Annotated in this window: 21 protein-coding genes and 5 pseudogenes; 9 read left to right on the top strand and 17 right to left on the bottom strand. The window is 61.1% G+C overall.

Features of this window, described 5'->3' with window-relative positions:
- Positions 1-151: 151 nt before the first annotated feature.
- The 7 genes and pseudogenes from E0W60_RS38420 to E0W60_RS37715 all read right to left on the bottom strand — a co-directional run.
- Positions 152-241, bottom strand: a pseudogene (locus tag E0W60_RS38420) (DUF6036 family nucleotidyltransferase); the annotation flags it as partial.
- On the bottom strand, positions 238-882 hold the full coding sequence (locus tag E0W60_RS29745; RefSeq protein WP_135707088.1) for a helix-turn-helix transcriptional regulator: 645 nt from the start codon (positions 880-882) through the stop codon (positions 238-240). The pseudogene E0W60_RS38420 and the gene E0W60_RS29745, both read right to left, overlap by 4 nt.
- Before the next feature lie 477 nt (positions 883-1,359).
- A pseudogene (locus E0W60_RS37145) lies at positions 1,360-1,497 on the bottom strand (IS110 family transposase); the annotation flags it as partial.
- Between the two features lie 212 nt (positions 1,498-1,709).
- Positions 1,710-2,729 carry a UDP-glucose 4-epimerase GalE gene (gene galE, locus E0W60_RS29755; RefSeq protein ID WP_135707089.1) on the bottom strand — a complete coding sequence of 340 codons (1,020 nt, stop codon included), beginning with the start codon at positions 2,727-2,729 and terminating at the stop codon, positions 1,710-1,712.
- Entirely contained in the window at positions 2,722-3,168 is a 447-nt protein-coding gene (locus E0W60_RS29760) for a hypothetical protein (protein WP_135706551.1), read from the bottom strand. The genes galE and E0W60_RS29760 overlap by 8 nt, the downstream gene beginning before the upstream one ends.
- 280 nt (positions 3,169-3,448) lie before the next feature.
- Positions 3,449-4,249 carry a Crp/Fnr family transcriptional regulator gene (locus tag E0W60_RS29765; RefSeq protein WP_135706552.1) on the bottom strand — a complete coding sequence of 267 codons (801 nt, stop codon included), beginning with the start codon at positions 4,247-4,249 and terminating at the stop codon, positions 3,449-3,451.
- 295 nt (positions 4,250-4,544) lie between these two features.
- Positions 4,545-4,667, bottom strand: a pseudogene (locus tag E0W60_RS37715) (IS5/IS1182 family transposase); the annotation flags it as partial.
- A gap of 210 nt (positions 4,668-4,877) precedes the next feature.
- On the opposite strand from E0W60_RS37715, the gene E0W60_RS29775 reads away from it, so the two are divergent.
- Positions 4,878-5,465 carry an SCO family protein gene (locus E0W60_RS29775; RefSeq protein ID WP_135706553.1) on the top strand — a complete coding sequence of 196 codons (588 nt, stop codon included), beginning with the start codon at positions 4,878-4,880 and terminating at the stop codon, positions 5,463-5,465.
- Between the two features lie 94 nt (positions 5,466-5,559).
- On the top strand, positions 5,560-5,787 hold the full coding sequence (locus E0W60_RS29780; RefSeq protein ID WP_135706554.1) for a galactose oxidase early set domain-containing protein: 228 nt from the start codon (positions 5,560-5,562) through the stop codon (positions 5,785-5,787).
- A gap of 250 nt (positions 5,788-6,037) precedes the next feature.
- On the opposite strand, the gene E0W60_RS37150 is transcribed toward E0W60_RS29780, so the two are convergent.
- Genes E0W60_RS37150 through E0W60_RS29800 form a run of 3 tightly spaced genes read right to left on the bottom strand, consistent with a single transcriptional unit; the run spans position 6,038 to position 8,730 of the window.
- The gene (locus E0W60_RS37150) at positions 6,038-6,532 is read right to left on the bottom strand and encodes a hypothetical protein (protein ID WP_167884637.1); all 495 of its coding nucleotides are present in this window, start codon (positions 6,530-6,532) and stop codon (positions 6,038-6,040) included.
- Positions 6,532-8,502 carry an RICIN domain-containing protein gene (locus tag E0W60_RS29795; protein WP_135706555.1) on the bottom strand — a complete coding sequence of 657 codons (1,971 nt, stop codon included), beginning with the start codon at positions 8,500-8,502 and terminating at the stop codon, positions 6,532-6,534. The genes E0W60_RS37150 and E0W60_RS29795 overlap by 1 nt, the downstream gene beginning before the upstream one ends.
- A gap of 48 nt (positions 8,503-8,550) precedes the next feature.
- The gene (locus tag E0W60_RS29800; protein ID WP_205751685.1) at positions 8,551-8,730 is read right to left on the bottom strand and encodes a hypothetical protein; all 180 of its coding nucleotides are present in this window, start codon (positions 8,728-8,730) and stop codon (positions 8,551-8,553) included.
- A 202-nt stretch (positions 8,731-8,932) separates the two neighbouring features.
- Between E0W60_RS29800 and E0W60_RS29805 the strand changes: the two genes are divergently transcribed.
- From E0W60_RS29805 to E0W60_RS29820, 4 genes are all read left to right on the top strand, one after another.
- Positions 8,933-9,370 carry a low molecular weight protein-tyrosine-phosphatase gene (locus E0W60_RS29805; RefSeq protein WP_135706556.1) on the top strand — a complete coding sequence of 146 codons (438 nt, stop codon included), beginning with the start codon at positions 8,933-8,935 and terminating at the stop codon, positions 9,368-9,370.
- A 28-nt stretch (positions 9,371-9,398) separates the two neighbouring features.
- On the top strand, positions 9,399-11,639 hold the full coding sequence (locus tag E0W60_RS29810) for a polysaccharide biosynthesis tyrosine autokinase (RefSeq protein ID WP_135706557.1): 2,241 nt from the start codon (positions 9,399-9,401) through the stop codon (positions 11,637-11,639).
- A 1-nt stretch (position 11,640) separates the two neighbouring features.
- Positions 11,641-12,903 (top strand): lipopolysaccharide biosynthesis protein, encoded by a 1,263-nt coding sequence (locus E0W60_RS29815; RefSeq protein WP_135706558.1) that lies wholly within the window; start codon positions 11,641-11,643, stop codon positions 12,901-12,903.
- A 138-nt stretch (positions 12,904-13,041) separates the two neighbouring features.
- Positions 13,042-14,055, top strand: coding sequence for a hypothetical protein (locus E0W60_RS29820; protein WP_135706559.1), 1,014 nt, complete (start codon positions 13,042-13,044; stop codon positions 14,053-14,055).
- 6 nt (positions 14,056-14,061) lie between these two features.
- Here the strand turns inward: E0W60_RS29820 and E0W60_RS29825 are convergent, their stop codons facing one another.
- The 5 genes from E0W60_RS29825 to E0W60_RS29845 form a co-directional block, all read right to left on the bottom strand.
- Complete coding sequence (locus E0W60_RS29825; RefSeq protein ID WP_135706560.1) at positions 14,062-15,003, bottom strand: glycosyltransferase; 942 nt, start codon at positions 15,001-15,003, stop codon at positions 14,062-14,064.
- 220 nt (positions 15,004-15,223) lie between these two features.
- Complete coding sequence (locus E0W60_RS29830) at positions 15,224-16,261, bottom strand: NAD-dependent epimerase/dehydratase family protein (RefSeq protein ID WP_133096749.1); 1,038 nt, start codon at positions 16,259-16,261, stop codon at positions 15,224-15,226.
- 14 nt (positions 16,262-16,275) lie between these two features.
- On the bottom strand, positions 16,276-17,463 hold the full coding sequence (locus E0W60_RS29835) for a glycosyltransferase (RefSeq protein ID WP_240746082.1): 1,188 nt from the start codon (positions 17,461-17,463) through the stop codon (positions 16,276-16,278).
- A gap of 39 nt (positions 17,464-17,502) precedes the next feature.
- Positions 17,503-18,882 (bottom strand): undecaprenyl-phosphate glucose phosphotransferase, encoded by a 1,380-nt coding sequence (locus E0W60_RS29840; RefSeq protein WP_133096748.1) that lies wholly within the window; start codon positions 18,880-18,882, stop codon positions 17,503-17,505.
- A 187-nt stretch (positions 18,883-19,069) separates the two neighbouring features.
- Positions 19,070-20,065: a GlxA family transcriptional regulator gene (locus E0W60_RS29845; RefSeq protein ID WP_135706561.1), complete on the bottom strand. Its 996-nt coding sequence runs from the start codon at positions 20,063-20,065 to the stop codon at positions 19,070-19,072.
- A 554-nt stretch (positions 20,066-20,619) separates the two neighbouring features.
- Here E0W60_RS29845 and E0W60_RS38425 point away from each other — a divergent pair.
- A pseudogene (locus tag E0W60_RS38425) lies at positions 20,620-20,757 on the top strand (IS6 family transposase); the annotation flags it as partial.
- Positions 20,758-20,807: 50 nt separating this feature from the next.
- On the opposite strand, the gene E0W60_RS29855 reads toward E0W60_RS38425, so the two are convergent.
- Together E0W60_RS29855 and E0W60_RS37155 are read right to left on the bottom strand one after the other, a co-directional pair.
- Positions 20,808-22,508 carry a right-handed parallel beta-helix repeat-containing protein gene (locus tag E0W60_RS29855; protein ID WP_240746084.1) on the bottom strand — a complete coding sequence of 567 codons (1,701 nt, stop codon included), beginning with the start codon at positions 22,506-22,508 and terminating at the stop codon, positions 20,808-20,810.
- Positions 22,509-22,662: 154 nt separating this feature from the next.
- Complete coding sequence (locus tag E0W60_RS37155) at positions 22,663-22,800, bottom strand: hypothetical protein (RefSeq protein WP_167884638.1); 138 nt, start codon at positions 22,798-22,800, stop codon at positions 22,663-22,665.
- Positions 22,801-23,015: 215 nt separating this feature from the next.
- Between E0W60_RS37155 and galU the strand changes: the two genes are divergently transcribed.
- Together galU and E0W60_RS37385 are read left to right on the top strand one after the other, a co-directional pair.
- A complete protein-coding gene (gene galU, locus E0W60_RS29860; protein ID WP_135706563.1) occupies positions 23,016-23,957 on the top strand; it encodes a UTP--glucose-1-phosphate uridylyltransferase GalU in 942 nt (313 codons plus the stop codon).
- 51 nt (positions 23,958-24,008) lie between these two features.
- Positions 24,009-24,290, top strand: a pseudogene (locus E0W60_RS37385) (hypothetical protein); the annotation flags it as partial.
- Positions 24,291-24,292 lie beyond the last annotated feature (2 nt).

The raw sequence follows: 24,292 nt of genomic DNA on the forward strand, positions 1-24,292 counted from the left end.
GCAACCGCGGCGTGGGCGACTCTAGCGGTTTCGGCGCAGCGGTACTTGCGGGCGGCAAGGGCAACGCTTTCCATCCAGCCAATGCGCTGGGATCAGACGGCGAGCGTGAACCGGTCCGCTGCCGACGAGCAGCTTCCTCGCGAGAGGTGGAGATGGACTGGCTGCCAACGACAACGAATTCATATTCGTCCGTGATGTCGGCAGCAGCGCGAATGATGTGTTCCAGATCTTCCCTCTTCATTCCTGGTCCCCGAGGACAACGCCTTTTTTCAACGCCTGAACCTGTGCTAGCACTTCCTGCCGAATGGCATCTGGTAAAAGCGTGGGTAGCGGAGACGCTTGGCGCAGCTCTTGAGCACGCCTAGTTCGGCCAAGCGCTTTGCGCCACGACTGTTTCGCAAGAATCGTTTCCCACTCGGACCAAAGTGAATCAGACCGTGAGTCTCCCTGCGCGCGCCATCGCCTGAGGACATCTCGGGCCCGGTCCAGTAACGCTGGGTCATCCTGAATCAGGCGGATTGCTTCCTTGTGAAGCGCCATGCTCTGCAAGTCCTGAGCCTCATGGCGGCTTGGATCAGTCCTTACCCGAACCTGAACCTGCGGAATGGCGCGCTTTGATGAGGCAGCCGCAGAGTTCGCGGGCGCCGGTTGAAAAGTATCGCTGACTAATAGGGCAAGGTCACCGGCAACCCCCAGCACGGACATGACACGCAGATATGTGCCCATGGTTGGCGCGGGGTCGCCTGCTTCAACCGCAGCGAGGGTCGTCCGGGAGATGCCGACGCGCTTGGCCATCTCAACCGTGCCAAGGCCCTGAGCCTTCCGCAAGCGTTTGATGCGGTCGCCGAGTATGCCGCGGGCTGCGATAAAGAACAACAACAGATAGAGAAATGGGTCGCAGAAGCAAGGAGCCGTCGCTTAGCGAGATATTGATCGATGCGCCGTGGTGGGTATCTGCAGTGCTGGCCGTGGGTACCTACATTGTGTTGCGCGGGGTCATCCCCGCGATATTCGGATCGAGCCCATTGTTGACGGGCATTGCTTTGTTAAGCCAGTCGTTAGCCTGGGTTCCCGCCGCCATGTTCGGCTTCCTCGGTGTGCGGTCATACATCCATGCGCGGAGCAGGGCGTGGGCAAGGCAGCAAGAGGCCTCGGTTAGAGCTCGGCGGTCCCGCACGAGCCGACCGTCGTCTCGGGGTAGTCGTCCTTCTTGTGCATGTATGGACCCGATGCCTTTTGCAAGCTTCTTGTTCGTGCTGTCGAAACGGTCTGCATGCATGTATCCGGCTTGCCTGATGGGCTCTTGCCGAAGCATGCCCGCAGCCTTGATGAGATCCGCGCATCCTGTCCTTACATCCCCGGCTTTAGTGTGCGCACGTCCTCCAGGAGCGAGCCACGAGAGACCATCGCTCGATGCACAGGCCGTCCGCCGCGGTCGGCGCCATGGAGCTGGAACACATGTTTGGCGAGATCGATGCCGAGGATGTCGATCTCCATGATGAACCTCCACGTGTCAGGTTAGGCCGACAGTGTCCCCCGAAGGGAGGCGCCGGGAAAAAATCCTCTGCAATATGTGAGGCGTCACATATTCATGAATTCCGGCCGACCCTCAAGTAAGCACAACTTCGAATCAAGGTCGCCGACCGGTAGGCCAGCACTGTGGCGCGCGTCCGCTGCAAACAGGGATGGGGATGGAGGATAGAGCGCCCTCAGGACGCGAGGCCATCCGGGTTCATCGACTGCCAGCGCCACGAATCCACGCACATGCGGTCAAGATCGTGGCGCGCGCGCCAGCCGATCAGTTGGTGCGCCAGGCCTGGATCGGCATAGCAGGCGGCGATGTCGCCGGGCCGGCGCGCCACGATCTGGTAGGGCACCGCTCGCCCGCTGGCGCGCTCGTAGGCTGCCACCACCTCCAGCACGCTATAGCCCCGGCCGGTGCCGAGATTGACCGTCAGGCCCTGACCACGCTCGCGCAGGTAGACCAGCGCCGCCAGGTGGCCGTCGGCCAGGTCACACACATGGATATAGTCGCGCACCCCGGTGCCGTCGATGGTGTGATAGTCGCCGCCAAACACCATCAGCTGTGCGCGCCGGCCGGCCGCCACCTGCGCCACATAGGGCATCAGGTTGTTCGGCACGCCGCCCGGGTCCTCGCCGATCAGGCCGCTTTCGTGCGCGCCGACCGGGTTGAAGTAACGCAGGTAGGCAATGCGCCAGGACGGGTCGGAGCGCTCCAGGTCGCGCAGGATCTGCTCGCCCATCAGCTTGGTCTGGCCATAGGGATTGGTGGCCGAGAGCGGGAAATCCTCCAGGATCGGCACGCTGTGCGGGTTGCCATAGACGGTGGCCGAGGAACTGAACACCAGTTGCCTGACCCCTGCCGCCTGCATGGCCGAGCACAGCGTCAGCAGGCCGTTCAGGTTGTTGTCGTAATAGGCCAGCGGCTGTGCCACCGAAACGCCCACCGCCTTGAGCGCGGCGAAATGAATCGCGCCGGCAATCCGGTGGCTGGCGAACACCTGCTCCAGCAAGGCGCGGTCGCGCACATCGCCCTCGACGAAATGCGGGGTTTTGCCGGTAATGGCCGCAATCCGCTCGACCACCACGCCGTTGCTGTTGCACAGATTGTCGAACCCGATCACCTGGTAGCCCGCTTCGAGCAGCGCTACCCAGGTATGCGAGGCGATATAACCGGTGGCGCCGGTCAGCAGCAGGGCTTCAGAGATGGTGGGGGGGCTGGTTGGAGCCATGGTTGGAGCCCTGGTTGGACCGATTGAGTCGGCCATTTGTGCGGTGGGCGCGATATCCAGACAACCCCGCGGACAACCCCGCGGACAAGCCCAGGCCAAGCAGCACGCCTGCCAGGTCGATGCCGATATCGAGCCAGCGTGGGTGCCGGCTGATCGCGAATACCTGCAGCCCCTCGCTCAGCAAGGCCAGTCCCAGCAGGGCCAGCACAATGCGCGACGCCCGCCAGGCAAACGGCCGCGCGGCAAGCTGCCAGGCCATCGCGGCGAACAGCACCAGGTGCGCCAGGGACGATAGCGGAAACGGCGCATGCAGGTTGCGCTCGATGCTGTCGCGCCAGGCCCCCGGGATCTGGGTGCCCACCAGCAAGGCGAGCGCGAACAGGAATGGCATGCCCCAGGCCATGCGACGTGTCATGAAAACCCTCCGGCCCGATTCAAGATCTGGCTTGCCGTGTACCGCGGCCCGATCACCGCGTGGTTTGCGCCGGCAGCGACCAGCTGGAGCCGGCCTGCACGCGCAAGTACTCGCTCGTGCCGCGCGGCACTCCCGGTTTGCTTCGGCGCAGTTGCACGCCATTGGGCACGCCCCCCCACCACATTGGCGCGGGCCTGGCCGAGCCGCCTGAGCGCCTCCGCCACCTTGTCCAGCGCAAGCAGCCTGTGCGCGGCCGGCTGATCGGATCGGACAAAGGTATTCACAGGCAGCCCCCCGGATGAAGGGATGCGGCAGGGCGGAAGCGCGCCTCGCTCTCCTCGGCGCGCGCGGGCTCCGGCGTAGCGGCCGGGAACAGCCGCTCGTACTCGTGCCGCACCAGCCGGTAGCAGCCGCAGGCGCACAGTTCCAGGCCGCCGCGGTCAAGCACCGCGATGCGGCCACGGCTATGCTGGATCAAGCCTAGCTCTGCCAGCCTTCCCACCGCCGCCGTCACCCCTTCGCGCCGCACGCCGAGCCGTTCGGCGATCGACTGCTGGGTGATCGCAAGCGCGTTCGCCCGCCGCCGGTCGGTGGCGAGCAATAGCCAGCGGCACAGCTGCTCGGTGACAGAGTGGTGGCGAATGCAAAAAGCGGTCTGTGCGACGTGCGTAAGCACGGCGTGCAGATAGAGCAAGGAGACGCGCCGGATCGCAGCCGACTGAATGAACGCCTGCCTGAACGTGTCGGCTGGCAGCTGGTAGCCAAGACCCGCGCTGCGGACTTCCACCCGGTATGGCATGGAGCCGCCGCCGGTCAGTACCGGGATCCCGATCAGGCCTTCATGGCCGATCATGGCGACTTCCATGCTCGCGCCGTCTTCCAGTTGGACCAGCATCGAGACCACGGCCGTGGTCGGGAAATAAATATGATGGATGCATTGCCCCACGTCGCTTACCAACTGCCCGGGAAGCATCCGTATCAGCTCAAGGTGAGGCGATATGGCCTGCCACTCCTTGCCCGGCAAGGCGCCCAGCAGGTGATTGACGTGCGAACCCGGCACACCCGAACCCCGATTTTCCATTTTTGCATCCTCCGTGCGGCGCCGTGCGAACGTGCCGGGCCAGTACAGCTACCGCTCTCCGGCACACCGGCGTCGATGCCCGGCTGCTGCATCTCCAGGGCCAGCGTGATGCCCGCCAACCCCGCGCCGATGATGCAGACCGTCGTGTGCAGCACGCTATCCTGCTCAACCCTTCTGGTATCAATAAGCATCCCTTCTCCCTAGTTGCCGGTTTTGGGGGCGAATGCCTTGTCCTGCATCTTCCTATGTGGCTTTCGCCTGTGTGCGCCAATATGCCGCCAACGGCAGCCAGGCTGCGCCTCGCAAGATGCCAGTTGAGCGCGATGTCTTGCGCCTCACTGCGCCTTTCAACGGCTTGGTATCCGGCATCACTGAACACATCGCTTTCCTCGCCATGCAGCAGTGCATGAGCTTTGGTTCAGACAGATCGGCATTCTGTGAGCGACTCCGCACAGATGGCGTCGCTTGAAAAGTCGCAGCCTTCTTTTATGATTAATTGACTTCGGCATCGCGCTCTGGGAATCGCAATTCCCCTGCCGGGGAAAGGCTTGGCCTGGTTCCTGTCTAGCAGCGCCAGTGTCCTATACCAGCGAGCCGGTGAAAAACTTGTGCTTGGAGGCGTAATAGCATGACGTCATGGACCCGGCGTGCGTGGCTTCGGGGCATTTTCGCAAGCACCTTCGCTGTCGCGTCTCGCGACATATACGCGCACGTCGGCATCGGTCCGGTCAAGCCACCACTGCCTATTCCCGACATCTGGGTCATCGACGAGGCCGGCCGAAGGCGGCGCCTGCAAAAGGTCCTGTCTGGCGGCGTTTCCGCGGTGCAGACAATCTTCACAGGCTGCAGTTCGGTTTGCCCGCTACAGGGCGCGATATTTGGCGCGGCCCAGGAGGGGATAGCTCAACTGCGTTCACGCCATCCAGTTCAGTTGTTGTCGCTCAGCATCGATCCGCTTTCCGATTCCCCGGCCGCGTTGCGCGCATGGCTCAAGCGATTCGACGCCGGCCCAGCCTGGCATGCCGTGACGTCGCCCGTTGGCGAGGTAGAGCAGATCAGGGCGGCGCTCGCCGGCGGCGCATCGCGCCCGGGCATGGAGAGCCATTCCACGCAAGTTTATTTCTTCAACGAGGCTGCGCAACTGTGCTGGCGCAGCACCCCCTTGCCACGGGCGGAAGAAGTCCTGCGCGTTCTGGCGCATCTGGCCCAAGCTTGACTGCTGTGGTCCCCAGGCAAGACAGCACCAAACCACAACCACCAACTGTCATGACTCCTGCTTCCCAACGCCGGGTATTTCCTTCGCTGTGACCATGAATACCTCCGTCACTGCGTTTTCTCTCATTCGGCGTTCATCGGTAACGCATTCGTTGAACAACGAGTTACGCCGGGTTCCGGTGAGCCGCACCGTCGGTACGGCGGGCGAATACCTGATCAATGTCCCGTCCAATCCCGGCATCGTCGTCCCCGGCTATTACCTGCTGTTTGCTCTCAACAAGCAGGGCGTGCTGAGCGTCGCAAAGACGTTGCGCGTTCACTGATGATTTCGGCGATGTGCGTACGTCGTTTGTATGCGGTCTTAGGCCTGGCGTTGGTCGCCGCCAGCGCGACGGCGGCTGCGGATGCCAGCCCGGTTGCCGAGCTGGGGCAAGCCATCTTTCAAGGGAATTTGGACGTTGCCGCGCATTTGCGGGGTGATGCCCGCCCGCTGCCAGCAATCGCAAAGCGGTGCGCCAGCTGCCACACGCCATCGAGCGGGGCACCCGCATTTGCCCCGCAGTTGACGGCGGGCTATTTGCTTGGTGCGATTCCCCGTCGAGGAGGGCCAGCCACGCGGTATGACCGGGACGCGTTCTGCAGGGTACTCGCCACCAGTATCGATCCGGCGACAGTGATGCTGGCGAAGTCGATGCCGCAGTACGTGTTGTCGGATGACGAGTGCACGGCGTTGTGGACCTTTCTCCTGACCCAGTAATCGGGCTTGCGCCGAGTGACGCGCAGGCGGTGTTCGTCAAAGCAAGCGCCCGCGTTGGCAATCGGGCTGAAATCAGCCATCAGCCCACGCGTGAGCGTGGGTGTCGCACGCGGGCCTGAGCGAACGACGCGTTTCTGCCTGGCTCCCGGCCAATCCGGCAGCAACCCGCGCTCAAATCGCAGCGGGCGGGTGCCACCCCGCAAATCCGCGGTGAGCGCGGACTCGCCGTGGAAGGCCGCGCGTCTCCATTCGGCGGCCAGCGCCAGACTGAAGGCGGCGAACCAGCCTCGTTTGCATATTGCGCGGTCCATCAGCGAATGCGCAGCGTCCTGGCGATGCTCGGCACTCCATTCGCATTCAAGGCAAAAAGCATGTAATAGCCGGGGAGGGCGATGCCGGGATCGGACGGGACATTGATCAGGTATTCGCCCGCCGTACCGACGGTGAAGCTCACCGGGACCCGGCGCTGCTCGTTGTTCACCGAGTGCGTTGCCGATGCCAGGCGAACCAGCGAGAACTTGCTCACGGCGCTACTGGTGGTGACAGCGATAGAAGTACCGAGGCTGGCCTCCGACGGTGCCGAGACAATGGCGGGCCGCGATGCTTCCGAGCCGTCCGCATTCAGCAGGTAGGGCGGCGTCAGGATCTCGACGTTGGGATGGTTGGTCGAGCAGCCGCCGCAGAGGCCGCCGCCGCCGCTCAATACCCGCCCGTCGGGCAACAGCAGGGCCACGCTGTGGTAAGTGCGCGGCGTGGCCATCGGCGCCAGCGGCCGGAACTTCTCGGTGGCGGGATCCCAAAGCTCAGGGGTGAGCACGGCACGGTCATCGGAGAACGGCATCGGGTAGGTCTGGCCGCCGAGCACGACAACCTGGCCGTTTGGAAGTACCACGCTGTTATGGAAAGCCCGTGCATACGCCATTGAGGCGATCTGGCGCACCGTGGCGATGCCACCGTTGATATCGATGAGATTGGCGTTCGCGCTTGCCCAAACATAATCGTAATTCGGCGCGCCTCCTATGGTGAGGATCTTGCCGATGTCGTACATGACTGCGTTGCCGTTCATGGCATCGGCGTCCCCGCCGCGCTCGCCGGCCCAGGTAACACTGCCGTTGCCGGCAGTCTCGACCCAGTTCATGCGCCGGCTCGGGCCTGCGTGAAATACACGGCCATTGGACACGGCGAACAGCCAGGCATGGTTATCCGCACGATAAGGGCCGGCAATATCACCGGTGAGGAAGTAGTCGTCCAACACTGCAGCGTTGAACTGCCAGCCAGCACCCGGGAGCCAGGTTTCGGCATCCTTGTTACCCGTGGTGGTACTCCACGACCCACCCAGGGTAAATACGCCGCCATTGGTTAGCGTGACGCTGCTGTTGTATCCGCGGCCACGTGTCATCAGCGGGCCCGCGGACCACGAGGACGTGGCGGGGTCGAAGATGCTAGTCTTTGTTTCGCTGGAACCGCCATTGACCAAGATCCGCCCATCGGGAAGATTCGCAATGCCCGGACAGAACATGTCGTGGCCAGTGTTGCTGACAAGCGTTTCGGTGGAACTTCCGGTGGCAGGGTCAAAAATGGCGGTATAGGTCTGGCCACCGTCGCCGCCGAAATTGAAGCGGTCATAGGAGGACCACACGAGTACCTTGCCGCTGGGAAGGTTGGCCGCCGCGACCGGTACCATCGGAAGCGTCTGTGGCGCTGTCCACTTTGACGGCAGGGTGTTGGCCTGCGGGGGCTGGCTGCCCAGGCCATCGATTGTCCAGGCTTGGCTGGTGGTGCCGTCGCACGGCATCTGCACGACTGCCTGGCCTGCCTGCGGATTCCCGCCCCCCTCTGCGACGAGACATTTGCCGCTATGCGCGGCTACGATCGCGTAGCCCGTGCTCTGCTCACGCAGCGTGAAGCGCTGGTTCGCGCCCGAGTGGCAGGCCCATTGAATCGCCGGAGCGCCCGGGGCAGTGCTGATGCCGAAGATGTCCAGGCATTTTCCGCTGTGCTGGGCGATGGACTCATACTGGGTGCCGTCCAGCCTGAGCGCCCAAATCTGGTTTGCCTGGCCATTGCACGCCCAGACAATCACTGCCGCTGCGTCTTCCTGCGAAATTCCTGTGACATCGGCACACAAGGTGGTTCCACTGAGGCGCAGCGAGCTGAGCGCGGCACCGGGCGATTGCGCCACCGCTGGCCCGGACAGCGCCAAGACCATGCAAACGGGGCCGATGCAGCCAGGCAGCCATGCCGTCTTGAATCCGGCAAATCGTCGGGGAGAGGGGTTCATGGCAATGAGTGATGGTGGTTCCTTGCCAGGGCGGCGGCACGGGCCTGGTCAAGCCCGGCCCAGGGCTCTACCGTCGGTGGCCACCAGGCAGCGCCGGCCGGCTTCGGTAAACGCCTGCACCGCCCACTCGACATAGCGCTGGCGGTGGCCGGTGAAGTCAGGCTCGACAATAAGTACGGTTGGCTCAGACGTGGCGCTTCCCGGGGTCTGCAAGACTGCTGGATGCATAAACACTAGCATTGTCCGTTGCGCGCCAAACGCCAATCTGCGTGCCGGCCATGGCGGATATGAACGGATCGTGTGCGCTGCCGCACGATGCCTCGAGCCACCGGCCGGCGGCTGGCCGAAAGCAGCTAGGCGATGGCGATTGCCGGCGATGCGCGTACGGTAAGTTGTGGCTCACGACGAACCACCATGCGGGGTTCCTGAGATGATTCGCTCGGTATTGGTCGTCTGCAACGGCAATATCTGCCGCAGTCCCATGGCAGAAGGGCTGCTGCGCGAGGCCTTGCCCGGGTTGTCCGCGCAGTCGGCTGGTCTCGGCGCCTTGGTTGGCGAGCCGCCGGACCCCATTGCCGTGGGCCTGCTCGCGGAACGAGGTGTCAATATCTCCACGCATCGAGCCCAGCAACTCACCCGTTTCCTCGCGGTTCAGGCTGATCTCATCCTGGTAATGAACAACGACCAGAAGGGCGATGTCCAGTGCCTCTATCCGCAAATATCTGGCAAGGTCTTCCGCCTGGGCGAGGAAAGCAACGTGGATATTCCAGACCCCTATCGCGAACCGCGCCAGGTATTTGAGCAGGCGTTCCAGCTGATCCAGCAGGGCATTGGCGCCTGGGTGCGTCGCATCCAGGCGCTCGGCTAAACCGTGTTGCTTGCATCAAGGTATCGCAATGACCCAACGCCCTCCTTATTTCTCCGTAGCGGCGCCGCAGGACGACGAAATCAATCTCGTCCGATACCTGGACGTCCTGACCGCAAACCGCTGGTTGATCCTCGCGATCGCTGCCATGGTGCTTGCGCTCGGTGCCGCCTATGCCTTTTTGGCTCGCCCAGTCTATCAAGCCGACATCCTGATACAAGTCGAAGACAGTCCCAACAATGCGAAGAGCTTGCTGGGCGATGTCTCAAACCTGTTCGATGTGAAGGCTGAGGCTGCTGCCGAGATTGAAATCCTGCACTCGCGCATGGTGGTGGAAAAGGCGGTCGAAAGCTTGCACCTCTATATCGAGGCGCATCCAAAATACTTCCCCCTGATCGGAAACTGGCTGGCAAGCAGGAATAAACGTCTTTCCGTGCCCGGTCTGCGAGGGTTCGGTGGATACGTGTGGGGTAGTGAGGCGATCCAGGTAGCCATTTTCGACGTACCTGCCGAACTGGAAGGAAAGGCCTTCACCCTGCTGGCGCTTGGCAATGAAAGCTTCCGCATCGAGCAGGGTGATCTCGACAAGCCGATCGAAGGCCGCGTTGGCGAAGCGTTGAAGGTGGAACAATCGGCCGGTGTCATCGAGTTGGAGGTAACGGAGCTTAAAGCCAACCCCGGCGCTGAATTCATTCTCGTGCGCAAGTCCAGACTCAAGACGCTGCAGGAGTTGCAGCGCCATCTCGTTATCGCGGAGCGTGGCAAGCAAAGTGGCGTCATCGGCGCATCGCTGGAGGGCTCCGATCCCAAGCTGACTGCCCGCATCCTTAACGAGATCGGTGAAGAATACGTAGCGCAGAACGTCAAGCGCAAGGCCGCCGAGGCAGAGAAATCGCTCGTGTTCCTGAGCGACTTGCTCCCGCAACTCAAGAGTGAGCTGGAACGCACCGAAGCAAGCTACAACGCCATGCGCAACAAGCGGGGCACTTTCGACCTGAGCGAAGAAGGCAAGGCCTATCTGCAGGAGAGTGCGGCCGTCGAAGCGCGGTTGCAGGAGCTCAAGCAAAAGCGAACCGAACTGGTGAACCGCTTCACGCCGAGCCACCCGGCGATAGTCGTCATCGACCAGCAGATTGCTTCGCTCAGCGCCAAGGTTGGCAGCGTGACCAACCGTATTAAAGCCCTGCCTAACATGGAGCAGGACACTCTGCGCCTGATGCGTGATGTGAAAGTCAACAACGAGTTGTATGTGGGGTTGCTCAATAGTATGCAGCAACTTAGATTGGTGAAGGCTGGCAAAGTGGGCAATGTGCGCCTTGTCGATACAGCGCGCGTGCCGGAAGAATCCGTCAAGCCGAGAAGGGTGATAGTTCTCGCACTGGCTGCAGTACTCGGCGTGACCTTAGGCGTGGTGGCGGCCTTCGTCCGCAATGCACTTCATGGTGGCATCAAGGATCCAAAGGACATCGAGCGGCATACGGGGCTGAATGTTTACGCCACCGTGGTGCTATCGCAAGCGCAGAAGGCAATTGCCGAAGAGTTCCATTCCAGCAAGCGCGGCAACCGTCTCTTGGCCAGTCGCTGCCCCAACGATCCCGCTATCGAAAGCTTGCGCAGCCTGCGTACCGCTCTGCAGTTTGCCATGCTCGATGCTGGCAACAACCGCGTTCTTGTTGGCGGCCCGACCCCGGGTGTGGGAAAGTCGTTTGTGTCTGCCAATCTGGCGGCGGTCATCGCGGGAGGCGGCAAACGCGTACTGTTGATGGACGCAGATATGCGCAAGGGCTGCCTGAACCGGCATTTCGGCAAGGCTCGGGAGCCTGGCCTATCAGATGTGCTGGCCGGTTCTGCAGGGATAGAACAAGTCATCCATCGGGAGGTGGTGGAAGGGGTAGATCTGATTTCCGCCGGAACCGTCCCGCCAAATCCTGCCGACCTCTTGTTGAGCGAGCGCATCCTGCAGCTGCTGGATGCGGTCAGCGGTCGCTATGACCTTGTGCTGGTCGATACGCCGCCGGTGCTGGCGGTGACAGATGCGGTCATCCTCGCTGCGCAATGCGGCACTGTGTTCCTGGTTTCCCGGTTCGGGAAAACAACAATAGAGGACATAGCCGAATCCGGGAATCATTTTCGGCATGCGAATGCAGAGGTGAAAGGCGTGATATTTAACGCACTGGATCCGATGGCGTTCCGATATGGCTATGGCAATAAATATGAGCGCTATCGACATGCATACTTCGGCGATGGGGCAATTGACGGAAGGTCGAGATAGCATGACCACGGCAGAACTTCAAACGGGTACAGCCACGGCAATGGAACCCGAAAAGAAAAGCCCGAGAATCCGTAATTCTCTGATCGCCATGGCGGGCGTGATTGGCGGTCAGCTCGCAAATTTCGGGGTGATGTTCTTGATTGGCAAGAATTTTGGCCCCGCTAATCTGGGGCGATACAGTTTTCTGGTGGCGATAGCACTGTTTATCGGTTCCGGCATTGGCCTCCGTTATGAGCTGGCCTGCGTCTCGCGCCAGTCGGAATCTGCCATGAGCGCATTCATTCATGCCTGCGCATTGGCGGCTTTGCTATCGGTTCTGTTAATTTTCATTGCCGCCCCCATCTATGGCGGGGTCGCGCTTGCAGTGATTGCAATGGCGTTTTCCGTATTCTTGCAAAACGCGCTGGGTTTTGTACTCAACACCGGTGAGAGATACCTTGGCATGGCTCTCGTACGATTGATGCCAAATCTTGTATTTTTGGTATTCTTGATTATTTCCTGCGGTATTGGTTTTAATGAAATAATCGAGCCGCATGTTTTTGAATTACACGCGCTGATGGCTGCATTGATTACGTTTACATCGATTCCCTGGTTTGTGGCGTTTAAGAATATCCCCCGTGCCGGCATCGGGATCAGATTTTTCAGGGAAAATTATGGGTTCGCGAAGTACGGATTTCCGGCAATTTTGTTGAACTCATGCATCATCTATGCGATGCCGATTTGTATTCCCGTGATCTATGGCAAGGAGATTGCTGGAATATTCGCATTGGGGTATCGGGTCGGGATGTTCCCGGTAGCACTCTTCACGCAAAGTATAGGGGCAGTCTTGCGTCGGGATCTGCTTGACAACAACTACTCGAAGCCGGCGTTCAAGAAGGTAAGCGAGTACCTGGGGATAATGAGCTTGGTTGCGTTGCTTTCCGTCGGGGCAATCTATATAGGCATCGATATGCTGGTGAGACAAGCGTTGGGAGGAAAATGGAACGAAGTAATTCAATTTTTTACGATACTCGCTCCATCCTTCGTCGCCGCCGCTGTCTTTGGGCCGATCTCACAGGTATTTATCGTATTCCGGAATCAACGCCATGAATTTCTGTTGCAGCTTGCATCTGCGGTGGCAGTACTGCTTATATTCGCCAGCGCGTGGCAAGGAAATTTTCAACCAAAGATGACCGCATCCCTATTGAGTTTGTCAACTACGGTGTTTGCTGTTCTGGGCGTGCTGGCTGCGCTCCGGCTGGCGAGGAGCGGGATCGCAAGCTGATGGCGATGTGCCTTCTGAGCTCCTGGCGAGTGGATCCGGGGAAAGCCCGTTCGTACGGTCGATGGCGTTGCCTATGGTGAACATTCGATGCGAGTAGCGAAATTTAAAATTGGCAGTCGCAGAAGATTAAGTGCGGGCATGTCCCTGAGTCTGTGGCTTCTGATTTCCGGATTGCTTCTCGGTGCCGCGATCTGGCATGAATCACTATTGCCTGCGCGCTTCATGCTTGATAAGGATGTGCTGCTTGAACGCATGGCGCAACACCAGTCGCCAGTCGTGTTTGGTGATTCCTTTGATAATTTTGCCTGGCTCTACAGAACGGCTGGCTTGGATACCTTTTCGCTCTCTGTTTTGGGCTGTTTGGTCTCATTAACTGCTTTCATTCTTTCCATTCGAGCAGCTGGGGTTCGCGAACTGAAGGTTGTGGAGTGGCTGGTGCTGGTGTTCTGGATGGTTACTGCGGTCGTGTATGCGGGGTTGCCATCCAAAGAAATTGTAGTGCTGGCTATTGTTGGAATTGCGCTGTGCTGCAAGGGTAAGATGGCGCGCGTTCTGATGTTTTTGGTGTTGGCCGTTTCCTTTTCGCTTTATTTTAGGGGGTATTGGGCAATTATTATTGCTGGGTGGTTGTCACTGTACGTGCTGGGGGTGAAAGCGTTGCGACCGCTCAGATTGATATTGCTGATCCTGCTTTGGTATGCGGTGCTTTCCGTGGTATTTCAGAAATATCTCGGCGGCGGGCTGCCGTTAGGGCGGGAAGTGGGAAACGAGTGGAGATCGGCGACTGAAGTGGCGTCGTTAATTGAGTCGCCACTTCCGTTCCGCGGGTTTATTTTTGATATTGTGAACGTTGTCATTATTCTGGCTACGTGCGTCGTGCCGGTTCCGCTGCTGTTGTCGGGTAGTGCGTCGCAAGTTGTTGGTGGCGTCGGACTTTTGTTGACTTTCCACATGCTTTCCGCGTCCTGGCGTCGAATTCTCAAGATGCCACCAAATTGCTCGGTCGAACACAGGCAAATGTTGTCATTCGTTATTAGTTTTCTTTGTGTGCAGGCAATCTTCGAGCCGGACTACGGTTCCTTCCTTCGCCATCTATCAGCGATTTCTCCGTTGATCTTGTTTTGCTGCCTGGCATCCCGAGATGGAAGCTAATGAGGATCAGTATATAGCGTGTGGATGAAGAAAGGCACGGACACCTGATTGATTGATGACCGTCTGCCAGGTCAGTTCCTTGAAGCGCTCCCGGTCATTTGGTTTGGCGTGATCTATCTGCTCGCCGGTAAGCGAGCCGAAGATATCCGCGCCGGTGACAATGCTTTCTATGCTCAGTTGTTTGCAGCATTCAAGATTGGCGGGGGCGTCGTTGCAGATGACCGGTTTTCCGAGTGCTGCATACTCCAATAGTTTGGTTGGTGTCTGGTAGCAGTGTGGACGGTGATACGGGAAGTAGCAGATCGCCGCGCGTGAACTGGCGACGAGCTTCAGGGCATCCGGCTGAGGAAGTCTGCCGGCAAAGTGGATGCCAGGTACGGAGCGGAACTGCGCATGGAGCTGTGGCTCCGGCTGGCCTATTAACAGCAGCTTGCGCCCGCTCTTGGCGAAGCGTCGTTCGAACGCCTTAAGCACCATGTCGAAATGACGCTCCCGGCTCATGTCCCCTACATAGCAAAAATCCGCCACGAGGTCCCCGGCCTGCGGTGCCGAGAATTCGGGCCCGAAAATCCAGTTCGGAACGCCCATCGGCAGGAGGATTGAAGGAATTCCGTCATTGAAGCGCATTAACTCTCGTTGCCGATCGTTCTGGAATATGCGCAGGTCCGGTTTGGTGTTGAGGTAGCGCTTGGCAAGATCCTTGAGCTGGGCGAGTCTGCCGACCGAAAGGGAGCGATAGTCATGGATAGCACAGGCTGCTGGTATGGCCTGGTGGTAGAAGCCCATGAGGGCCCAGAGGATTGTGTTCAGTCGGTCCGGAAGGTGCGCCAGGTCATCCAGGGTGCCTGAACCGACGTGGAAGCCCCAGTCTGCAAGGTGGCTGGAATAGGCGGGAACCTCCGGATAGTGGGCCTTTCCCGGGTGCAAGATGAAAACTGATTTCTTCATGGTCGAGAGGAAGGAGTACAGCCAATGTGCAATTGCCGCTCCGCGCCTGAGGAGCAGCAGTGGTGAAGGGAGTCAGGTCGAGAGTGGCGGTGTTCATGAGGGAAGATCTGAGCAATAGCACCTGCTCTGAATCCTCCCTGACGTTCAAGCCGCCGATCACCACAAGCGGCTGCCGGTTGAAGCACTGCAATGTCAATTTGCATGTTGGTGTCGGCAGTAGTCATTTCCAGTCGTCCGGACACAGGGCCTGCCAATCGCGGAATGCGCTGGTCAGGTTGTATTTGAAGGAGTAGTCCGACGACAGGAGATAGCTGGGAACGATATAGTTGGGCTGCACCAGTTTGCGTACCCGTACCGGGCTGAACAGTTGTCTCATCCCGACCAGACGAGCAACCAGACTGATACTATGGGATGCGAACAGCAGAAGTGAGAAGGGAACCTCCGGAACGTGGCGCTTGATGCCGGCCGTATCGCAGACTGCGTCGACGTAGTCGCGAATAGACGGTGCCGGCTCCATGGACATGTTGAACAAGACATAAGGATCCTGCTTCTCGATCTGCTGCTGGTGCACCCAGAGAAGCGCATCGACCAGTTCCTTGACATAGACTCCGGCCTTGCGCGTATTCTTGTTGCCCATGTAGAAGAAGTATCGGCGCATAACGGCTTGAATCAGTCGGGACACATTGCCGCCTTCTCCTGGGCCAAATACGACGCCAGGACGCGCGATCGTCAGCACCCGCCGTGCTCGATCTTCATTGAGCCAAGCGAGATGGATCTTCTCGGCTACCAGCTTGGAGCCGCCGTAGGCCGAGGTGGGAACCGGCAATGAGCTCTCGTCGCGCTTCTCATCGCTTAGCCCGTATGGCGCGATCGAGCTAGTGAAGGCAATGCTCCTCGCATTTGCGCGACTCGCCCATTCGCAGACGTGCTCTGCGCCAAGGATATTCGTCTCGTAGTACTCGTGGATCAGATGACCCGGTTCGCGATGTACTGCGGCGAGATTGGCGACAAAATCAACTTTCTCTTGCGGCATCCACTTGATCGGCTGACGCACGTCACCCAGCACCTCGGTCGCGCCTGGGGTGGACCGGACCATATCGAGTCGGAAGCGGTTATGCTTGGTCTCAATAGCCTCGTGATCGAACAGATAGATTTTGCGATATCGGCCGCTCCGTCCGAGACTTTCTGCCAGGAATGCACCGATAAAGCCGTTGCCGCCGAAGATGACAGCGCAATTGCCATTCGAGATTTCGTCCATAGTGAACTCCCACACTAGTGGGGCTTGGAAGGTCCGATATATATCTGCTCAAGCTCATCCAGAAACCTGCCCTGCGCAAAGCGCTGCCGGGCCGCCTGCTGCCCCCCGCTCGCAAGATCGGTGTGCAGGGAAGAATCTCCGCGTAAGCGCTCAAGACAGCTCACGGCCTCGTCAGCCACCGAGAACAGAAGGCCATTGATGCCATCGTCAATGACATCTACGTTGCCGGCACAGCGACTGGCCAGGACGGGGAGGCCGGCAGCCATGGCTTCGATCACAGATATGGGCATCCCCTCCCAGGCGGCGGTAGAGAGATAAGTGTGCGCGGCGTGGAGGATGTCACGTACGTCCTGGCGAGTACGCCATCCTGACACGCGAACGCCGGCATCGATGAGCACGGCCTTGCTGGCTGTGTCACCGTCACCGATCCACAGAAAGTCGAATCCCTGGCCTGACAGCCGCCGCGCGATCTCGGCGAACAGTTCGAAGCCCTTCTGCCGCCGGATGCCGCCGGCAGTCACAACTGTGAATCGTGCGCCGGACCTCATAGCGCTGGTTGAAGCCTCCCACTGGGACGGGGCGAAGAAGTCCACGTCGACGGCGTTCTCGAGCAGGATGGCGGGTCGTCCCAGTGAGCGTTCGATGGCCTGTGCCTCACTGCGGGAGCAAGCCACATAGCTAGCCCGACCCCGTGCCGCAACGGCTTCGAGCAAGGTGAAGATTCGCCTCCGGGTGCGCGAGATGTCGGTTCTCATGAAGGAGATGCAATGCGGGCTATACAGCGCTCTCAGGTCAGACCGCCAACCTAGTGTGGCCATGCGACCGACGAATCCAGCAAACGAAGAATGCATGTGAAGCACATCCGGGTTGAGTTCCTTCAGCTTGCGGCGAACTTCAATCAGGCTGACAGGCAGGTCTTTGGGGCCCATCGGTAACGCATGGAGTGCCACATCGCGATGAAACAGGCCGGCGAGGTTGGATGGAGTTTCAGGCCGCTGGGAATAAACAACGCTTATCTTGTGCCCGCGGGCCGCAAAGTGGTTGGCGGCGAGACAAACCATCGCCAGCGTTCCTGTCGCTGTTGACTCAATCAAGTGCGTGATCTTCATGGGGAAGGACTGATCAAGAGCAGCTGCGCAGAACGTGACCGGCGATTGCGCCGTGGCGGCCTCGGCGCATTGGGTATCGAGTTTTGTAAGCATGGCGTGAACCTTCCCGTTCGAGAAACGCAAGCTTCGGTTTCAGTACGCGTTGCTTTGCCTCAACCCTTTGAAGATGGTCGCGGCGATGATGCGCAGGTCCAGCGCAAAGGACCAGTTACTGAGGTAGTAGAGGTCGTAGGCAATGCGGCCTTCCATTTTTTCGATGCGGTCGGTCTCGCCGCGGTAGCCGTTCACCTGCGCCCAGCCGGTAATGCCGGGCTTGATGCGGTAGCGGTGGATATAGCCGGCCACGATCTTCTGGTACTGGTCGTCGTGCTCGATGGCGTGCGGGCGCGGCCCCACCACCGACATGTCGCCGCGCAGCACATTGAAGAACTGCGGCAGCTCGTCCAGGCTGGTGCGCCGCAGGAAGGCGCCCACCCGCGTGATGCGCGGGTCGTTGCGGGTGGCCTGCGTGAGCACGCCGGTCGGCTCGGTGTGCGCGCGCATGGAACGGAACTTGTAGATGGTGAAGACCCGGCCGTCGGCGCCCTTGCGCTTCTGCTTGAACAGCACCGGCCCGCGCGACGACAGCTTGACCGCCACGGCTATGGCCAGCAGCAGCGGCGCCAGGCCGAGCAGCACCGCCGCGGCGAACAGGCGGTCGAAGATGTCCTTCTGCATCAGCGCATTCGGCGAGATCGGCGAGGCCACCAGGTTGATCGCGTGCATGCCGATCAGGTCGATCATGCCGGCGTCGAACAGCGCCACGCTGCGCAGGTCGGGCATGAAGCGGATATTGATCAGCTCATCGCGGTATTCCCGCACGAAATCGAGGATGGCGGGTTCCTGCGACAGCGGCAGCGCCAGCCACAGCTCGTGGATCTGCTGGGTGCGCAGATAGCGGTGAAAGGCGGCGCGGTCCTCGAAAGTGGGCACCTTTGCGTTGAGGCCGCCAACGCCGGGCGCCACATTGAAGGCGGCCGCCACGCGGAAGCCCGAGGCCCGCGACGAGGCGACACGCCGGATCACGGCGTCGCAATGCGCGCCGCTGCCGACTACCGCCACATGGTGCAGGTTCATGCCCGCGCTGCGCACATGGCCGAGCACGAGGTGGGTGGCGAGCCGCGAGAGGATCAGCAGGCCGCCGGTAGTGGCGGTCCAGTAAGTAAACCACAGGCGCGAGATCAGGTCGGCGCGGTGCAGCGAGAACATCACCATCACGCCGCACAACTGCACCAGCAGCCAGGCCAGCGCGACTTGCCCGGCCAGCCCGAGCATGGAGCGGTCGCGCCAGGACGCATAGATGCCGAAGGCGGGAAACAGCGCCAGCGTGAACGCGGCCGCCAGCGCGATGACCACTTCGTAGAAGCCGCCCTGCGTCGCTTCGTCGAAGCGTATCTGGGAGGCCAGCGCGGCCCCGGCAAAGACTAGCGCGACGTCGAGCACGCGCGCCAGCAACCCCTCGAGCTTGAGCATTTCGCCTCTCCCGTCTTTCCCAAAGCCGTACCGCCACCGACCCCTGCCATCCCACCGCTCAGGCGCAGCCCCGTAGGTATCGGTCCACGCGCACGAGGTCGTCTTCAATGCCGTCCCCGGCTTGCCCCGTGCGCGAGGCAGCGGCGCTGGCGCGCCGCGTGCCGCCCATGCCGTCAGCCGTCAGCCGTCAGCCGTCGGCCTGGCTCTTGCTGCGCTGGCGGAACACGGTGGGAGAGATCGACATGCGTTTGCGGAAGATCTTGGCAAGGCGATCGCCGTTGCCCATGCCGCAGCGGCGCGCCACCTTGTCGACCGGCAGGTCGGTTTCGGCCAGCAGGCCGCAGGCGGAGTCGAGCCGCGCCTGCAGTAGGTAGTCGGACGGCGTCACGCCCATTTCCACCTTGAAGCGGCGCAGGAAATTGCGCTCGCTCATGGCGGCGACCTGGGCCGCATCGGCGATGGAGATCGACTGCTCGCAGTGGTTCTGCAGCCAGCGCGCGGCGGCGAGAATCTTGTCAGCCGCACTGGTCATGCCCACATCCGCCAGCGGCGGCATCAGCTTGGCACTCCAGGTCGGCATGACCCGCGCGGCCACGGCGCGCGCCACGTCCAGGCCGAGATCGCGCTTGATCACCGTCAACGCGCCTTTCATCGGCTCGTACTGGTCGCTGGCGGCCTCGGCGGCCTCGGCGGCTCGCAGCGGATGGACGGTGGCGCCGTGCGGCGGCTCCATCGGCTTGAGGATGCCGGCCGCGATCAGCACGGCGCGCCCCTCTGCGATCGGCTTGACCGCGGCGGTCTTCGGATGGACCGCGCGCAGCCAGCGCAGCAGCCGCTCGTCGGCGGCCGCGGTGCGCGCGCCATCGCCGCCGGCGATAAACAGGAGATCGAAGCCTGGCTGCTGGCGCGCATCGAGGCCGTCGGTCCAGACCCGCACCGAGGCCGAGCAGGCGATGCTGCCGCCATCGACGGAGATGAAGCAGACATCGTAGGCCAGCTTCTTGCCGCTGGCGGGAGACGAGACCTTGTTGGCCGTGTGGAAGAGCTCGGCCACCAGGCCGGCGCCCAATAGGGAAAAACCGTCGAATAACAGAATACCGACGCGCCTGGCGCTGCATTTGAAACGATCGGTGGAGGTGGAGAACCAGTTTATGGAGGCTGGTGCTAATTGCGCGTCCGGCATTTTGATTACCCCATTATTACTGATCGCTTCCGCAGCGGACTTTGTCGTGCTGCATTGCAGCGTAGCCACTCTGCAATCGTCGGAGTGCGCCCTGTCTGATACTGACGAGATCTTGGCGGAAGGAATGCAAAAAATTCTAAAAATGCGATGCAAGTGCCTGTAATAAAAGAAAATATGACTTAAGAGAATTGGTGATCACCTTGGTGCAAGCATTGGGAAGAACTTCTTATTGGGCACTATAGAGCCTGCGCTGCAACGCAGCATGCCACGCACCAAAATGAATGTTTGGAAATCCACATAACTAACCGATTCGGTGCATGCCGAATATTTATTCAAAGATTTGTTCACCAATAGAAGTCATTTTTTTGCCGCTGTTTCAGGAATGAAACAGGAAACGCATATTTTAATGAGAATAATTCCCCTTCAATTTGTTTCGCGCTGCGCAGGTGCGTCGCTGGTGTCGAGCAACTGCAGCCCGGGTAGCAGGGGAGGCTCCGGTGCAAATCGTAGGGGCCGGTGGGTAAGCTCGGATTTTTGACGAGCGCGAGCCTGCAATGAGTACGCTCAGAGATATCGACTGGTCGTTCAACGGGCGGCACTGCGACCGCGAACTCATCTTGGTACCTGCGCATACGACGATCATGCGCTGGGTCCAACGCTTCACGCCGGAGTTCGTCAAGCGCTCGGATCGGAAGGGAGCTGAAAGGACGCCTCGCCGCAGCGGCACGGCCAGCCGCGGGCGTCAGAGGCTGGCGTTATTGGCCAGCATCATGCCCGAGCCGTTGCCGGCCGCGTAGTGGCTGGCGCAACTGACCGAACTGTTTCCCGTCACCGACATGCCGGTGCAGCCGTACAGGTGGATGTTCGTGGCGCAGTCGCGCACGAAGTTGCCCGAGACGACCCCGCCAGTCCGGTTGACCACATTGATGCCGTATGCGCCCGGTGCGTCGAATCCGGCTACGACATTGTTCACGACGACGGCGGCGGTCCTGCTCCAGGCCAGGTCGATGCCGCTCTTGGTGCCATTCAGGCCAAGCACGGTGTTGCCGTTGATGACCGGGTCGGCCACGTCATGGCAGCTGATGCCGACCTTGCCCATAAAGCGGATGTTGTTCCCGCTGATGGTCGGGTGGTCCTGGTATTGCGCCCAGATGCCGATCGTCTCAATCGCCGCATTGCACAGGATGCTGTTGTCGGTGACGGCAATGCCCTGGCCGCGGTCGTGCCATGTGACCGTCAACATTGGCGAACCCGCCGCGATGGGCTTGCTTGCCAGCAGCGTGGTGCCATCGATGTTCGCGACATAGGTTTGCGCCGGCACCCCGCCTCCGGTCAAGAGCTGGCCGACCTGAATCGTGGGATTCGGCGCGGCGAGCCGTACGCGCCTGGTGCCATCGGCGATGCACGCCTGCTTGCCCACCACCACCGTGTCGGTCTGCAGCCCCTGCAGCAAAATTGCCGCTGCGGCATGCCCCTGGGTCAGGTCCACGGTATTGCCGGAAATCACGCACTGCACGGCGCCACCGTACACTGCGATGCCTGCATGGATGGGGCTCCAGCTGGCGCCGCTCTTGTCGGTGCTGGCGCGATCCAGTTTCACGGTGTTGGCGGTGATGGAGCAGGCAAGCGAGCGTGCCACCGCGATGCCCCACCATGTGGCGCCTTCGCAGGTGTTGCCGGCGATGGATGCGTTGTTCAGGTTCTCCGTCACGATACTGCGCCGGAAGGGCCCCAGCACGATGTTGCCGACAATGGTGCAGAGATTGTCCTGCCTCGGCGACGCGCCGTTGTGATAGTGAGCCAGCCCTTCCACATGAATGCCGATCCGGCAATCCTGGCCCGCCATGGCCGTGACAAGGTTGCCGGTGATGGTCGCCGCACAGCCCCAGATCGTGATGCCGTCGCCCCGGTCCTCGCCGGTTCCGGAGGTGGAATCGCCCGGGCCGCCCCCCGCGCCAATGCAATCGAGAATGCGGTTGTTGGCGATGATGAAGTCGTGGTATTCCCCCTCCGACTCGACCGTGATGCCATTCTGGAAACCGCGGATGGTCGAGCGCGTGACCGTGCCCAGATCGGCGCGGAACAGAATGCCGGTATTCCGGCCACCTGCCGGCGCCTGGAGCCGGTTCGGATTGGTGAGCACGATGCCGTCGAATTCGCAGCCATCCGCCTTGACGGTAATGGCGGCCATGGTGGCAATGCCGGCCGAAAATCGAAGTTCGCCCGCGCCGCAGATGCGGGTTTTCCTGCCTACGGTCAGCGGCCCGGTCAGGTTGAAGGTGCACCCCCCGGGAACGGCCAGCTCCGCGGCGCCGCTGTCGAGCGCGGCCTGGATGGCGCGGGTGTGATCGAGCATTGGGGCGCCTGACAGGGCGTCCTGCCGCATCGCGGGGGACATGAAATCGAGCACGCTCGGAGATTCGGGCTTGCGGCCATCCGGCACGCTTGCCGCCAGGACCGGGGGGGAGAATGGGTTCGCCAGCGCGGCGCCTGCGGTGGTGGCCAGTCCGGCCAGCAGATTCCGTCTCAGCCTGCTCATGTCCTTGCTCCGCGGGCGATGCTCGCCCCTGCGCTTCGCCGCTGCGGCGATTCACGGTTCATGGGTCCGACAGGGTGTGCCGCGGCATCGCCCTGAACAGCACCACGCCCGTGTCGTCGATGCTGGTGGCCAGGACCTGGCAGAACGCACCGCGGTCGTAGCGCGTGGGAAGCCGTTTTTCGCTCGCGACCGTCATTTGCACCGGAGCCGCCCGGTGCCGGTACCGCAAGCTTAACCGCCCGATGCCGGCACAATCCGCCAAAAACCAGCGCCATGCCGACGGTGGGCTTCACCGTGGCCGCGCACGGCAATGCACATCCATGTCGGAATATGGCGAACTGTTGGCAGGCCGGAAACCGGCCCAGGGAATACGCTGCATTCACCAATAACCAACATACGTCGGGGTAGGCCATGCTCAAGGTCAAGAAAGCAGTATTTCCGGTAGCGGGTCTCGGCACGCGTTTCCTGCCGGCCACCAAGGCCAGCCCGAAGGAAATGCTGCCGGTGGTGGACAAGCCTTTGATCCAGTATGCGGTGGAGGAGGCGGTTGCCGCCGGCATCACCGAACTGATCTTCGTGACCGGCCGCAGCAAGCGCGCGATCGAGGATCACTTCGACAAGTCCTACGAGGTCGAGGCCGAACTGGTGGCGCGCGGCAAGCAGCAACTGCTCGATCTGGTCCGCAGCATCAAGCCCAGCCATGTCGACTGCTTCTACGTGCGGCAGTCCGAGCCCCTCGGGCTCGGCCATGCGGTGCGCTGCGCGAGCAAGCTGGTGGGCGACGAACCATTCGCCGTGATCCTGGCCGACGACCTGCTTGACGCGCCCACGCCGGTGCTCAAGCAGATGATCCAGGTGTTCGACCACTACCACAGCTCGGTGATCGGGGTGGAGGAGATCGCGCCGGAGAACTCGCGCTCTTATGGCGTGGTCGACGGCAAGCCCTGGGACAGCAGGGTTTTCAAGATGTCCGGTATCGTCGAGAAGCCGGCGCCGGAAGCGGCGCCATCCAACCTCGGCGTGGTAGGGCGCTATGTGCTGATGCCGCGCATCTTCGACTACCTGCATGCGCTCAAGCCGGGCGTTGGCGGCGAGCTGCAGCTCACCGACGCGATCCAGGCGCTGCTGACCGACGAGCAGGCGCTCGCCTATCGCTACCATGGGCGCCGCTTCGACTGCGGCAGCAAGCTCGGCTACCTGATGGCCACGGTCGAGTTAGGGCTGCGCCACGCCGAGGTCGGCGCGCCGTTCGAGCAATACCTGCGCGCCGAGTACGCGGCGTTTGGTGGCATGCCGTCGCGCGCGGAAAGCGCGGCGCCGGAGGACAGCGAGCGCCTCCCCATGGTTGCTTAGGGATGGTGTTCAAGTGCGGCACGTGTCGCCGTCCGCCGCACGTCAAGCGGCATGGTGTTTTTCCTACGCGTGACGCTGCTCGAGTTGACCGATTCGCTGCTCTATCAAATCGGACGTCGCGTTTCCGATCTGGTTCGGCACGCTTACAACAAGACCACAACGAAACAGGGTCGCTCGGCAGTTGAATACCGACAACAACTGGTTGCGATCAAAGCGCTCGTTCGTGACAATACGCGCCCGGCGGAAACCCGACTTGCAGAGTTTGAAGCACTGCTTGGGGAACTACAGGACAAGCCCCTCGCGCCAGTTGCCTCGCTGACAAAGCTGATGACTGC

The organism is Cupriavidus oxalaticus, from assembly GCF_004768545.1.
GTDB classification, from domain to species: domain Bacteria; phylum Pseudomonadota; class Gammaproteobacteria; order Burkholderiales; family Burkholderiaceae; genus Cupriavidus; species Cupriavidus oxalaticus_A.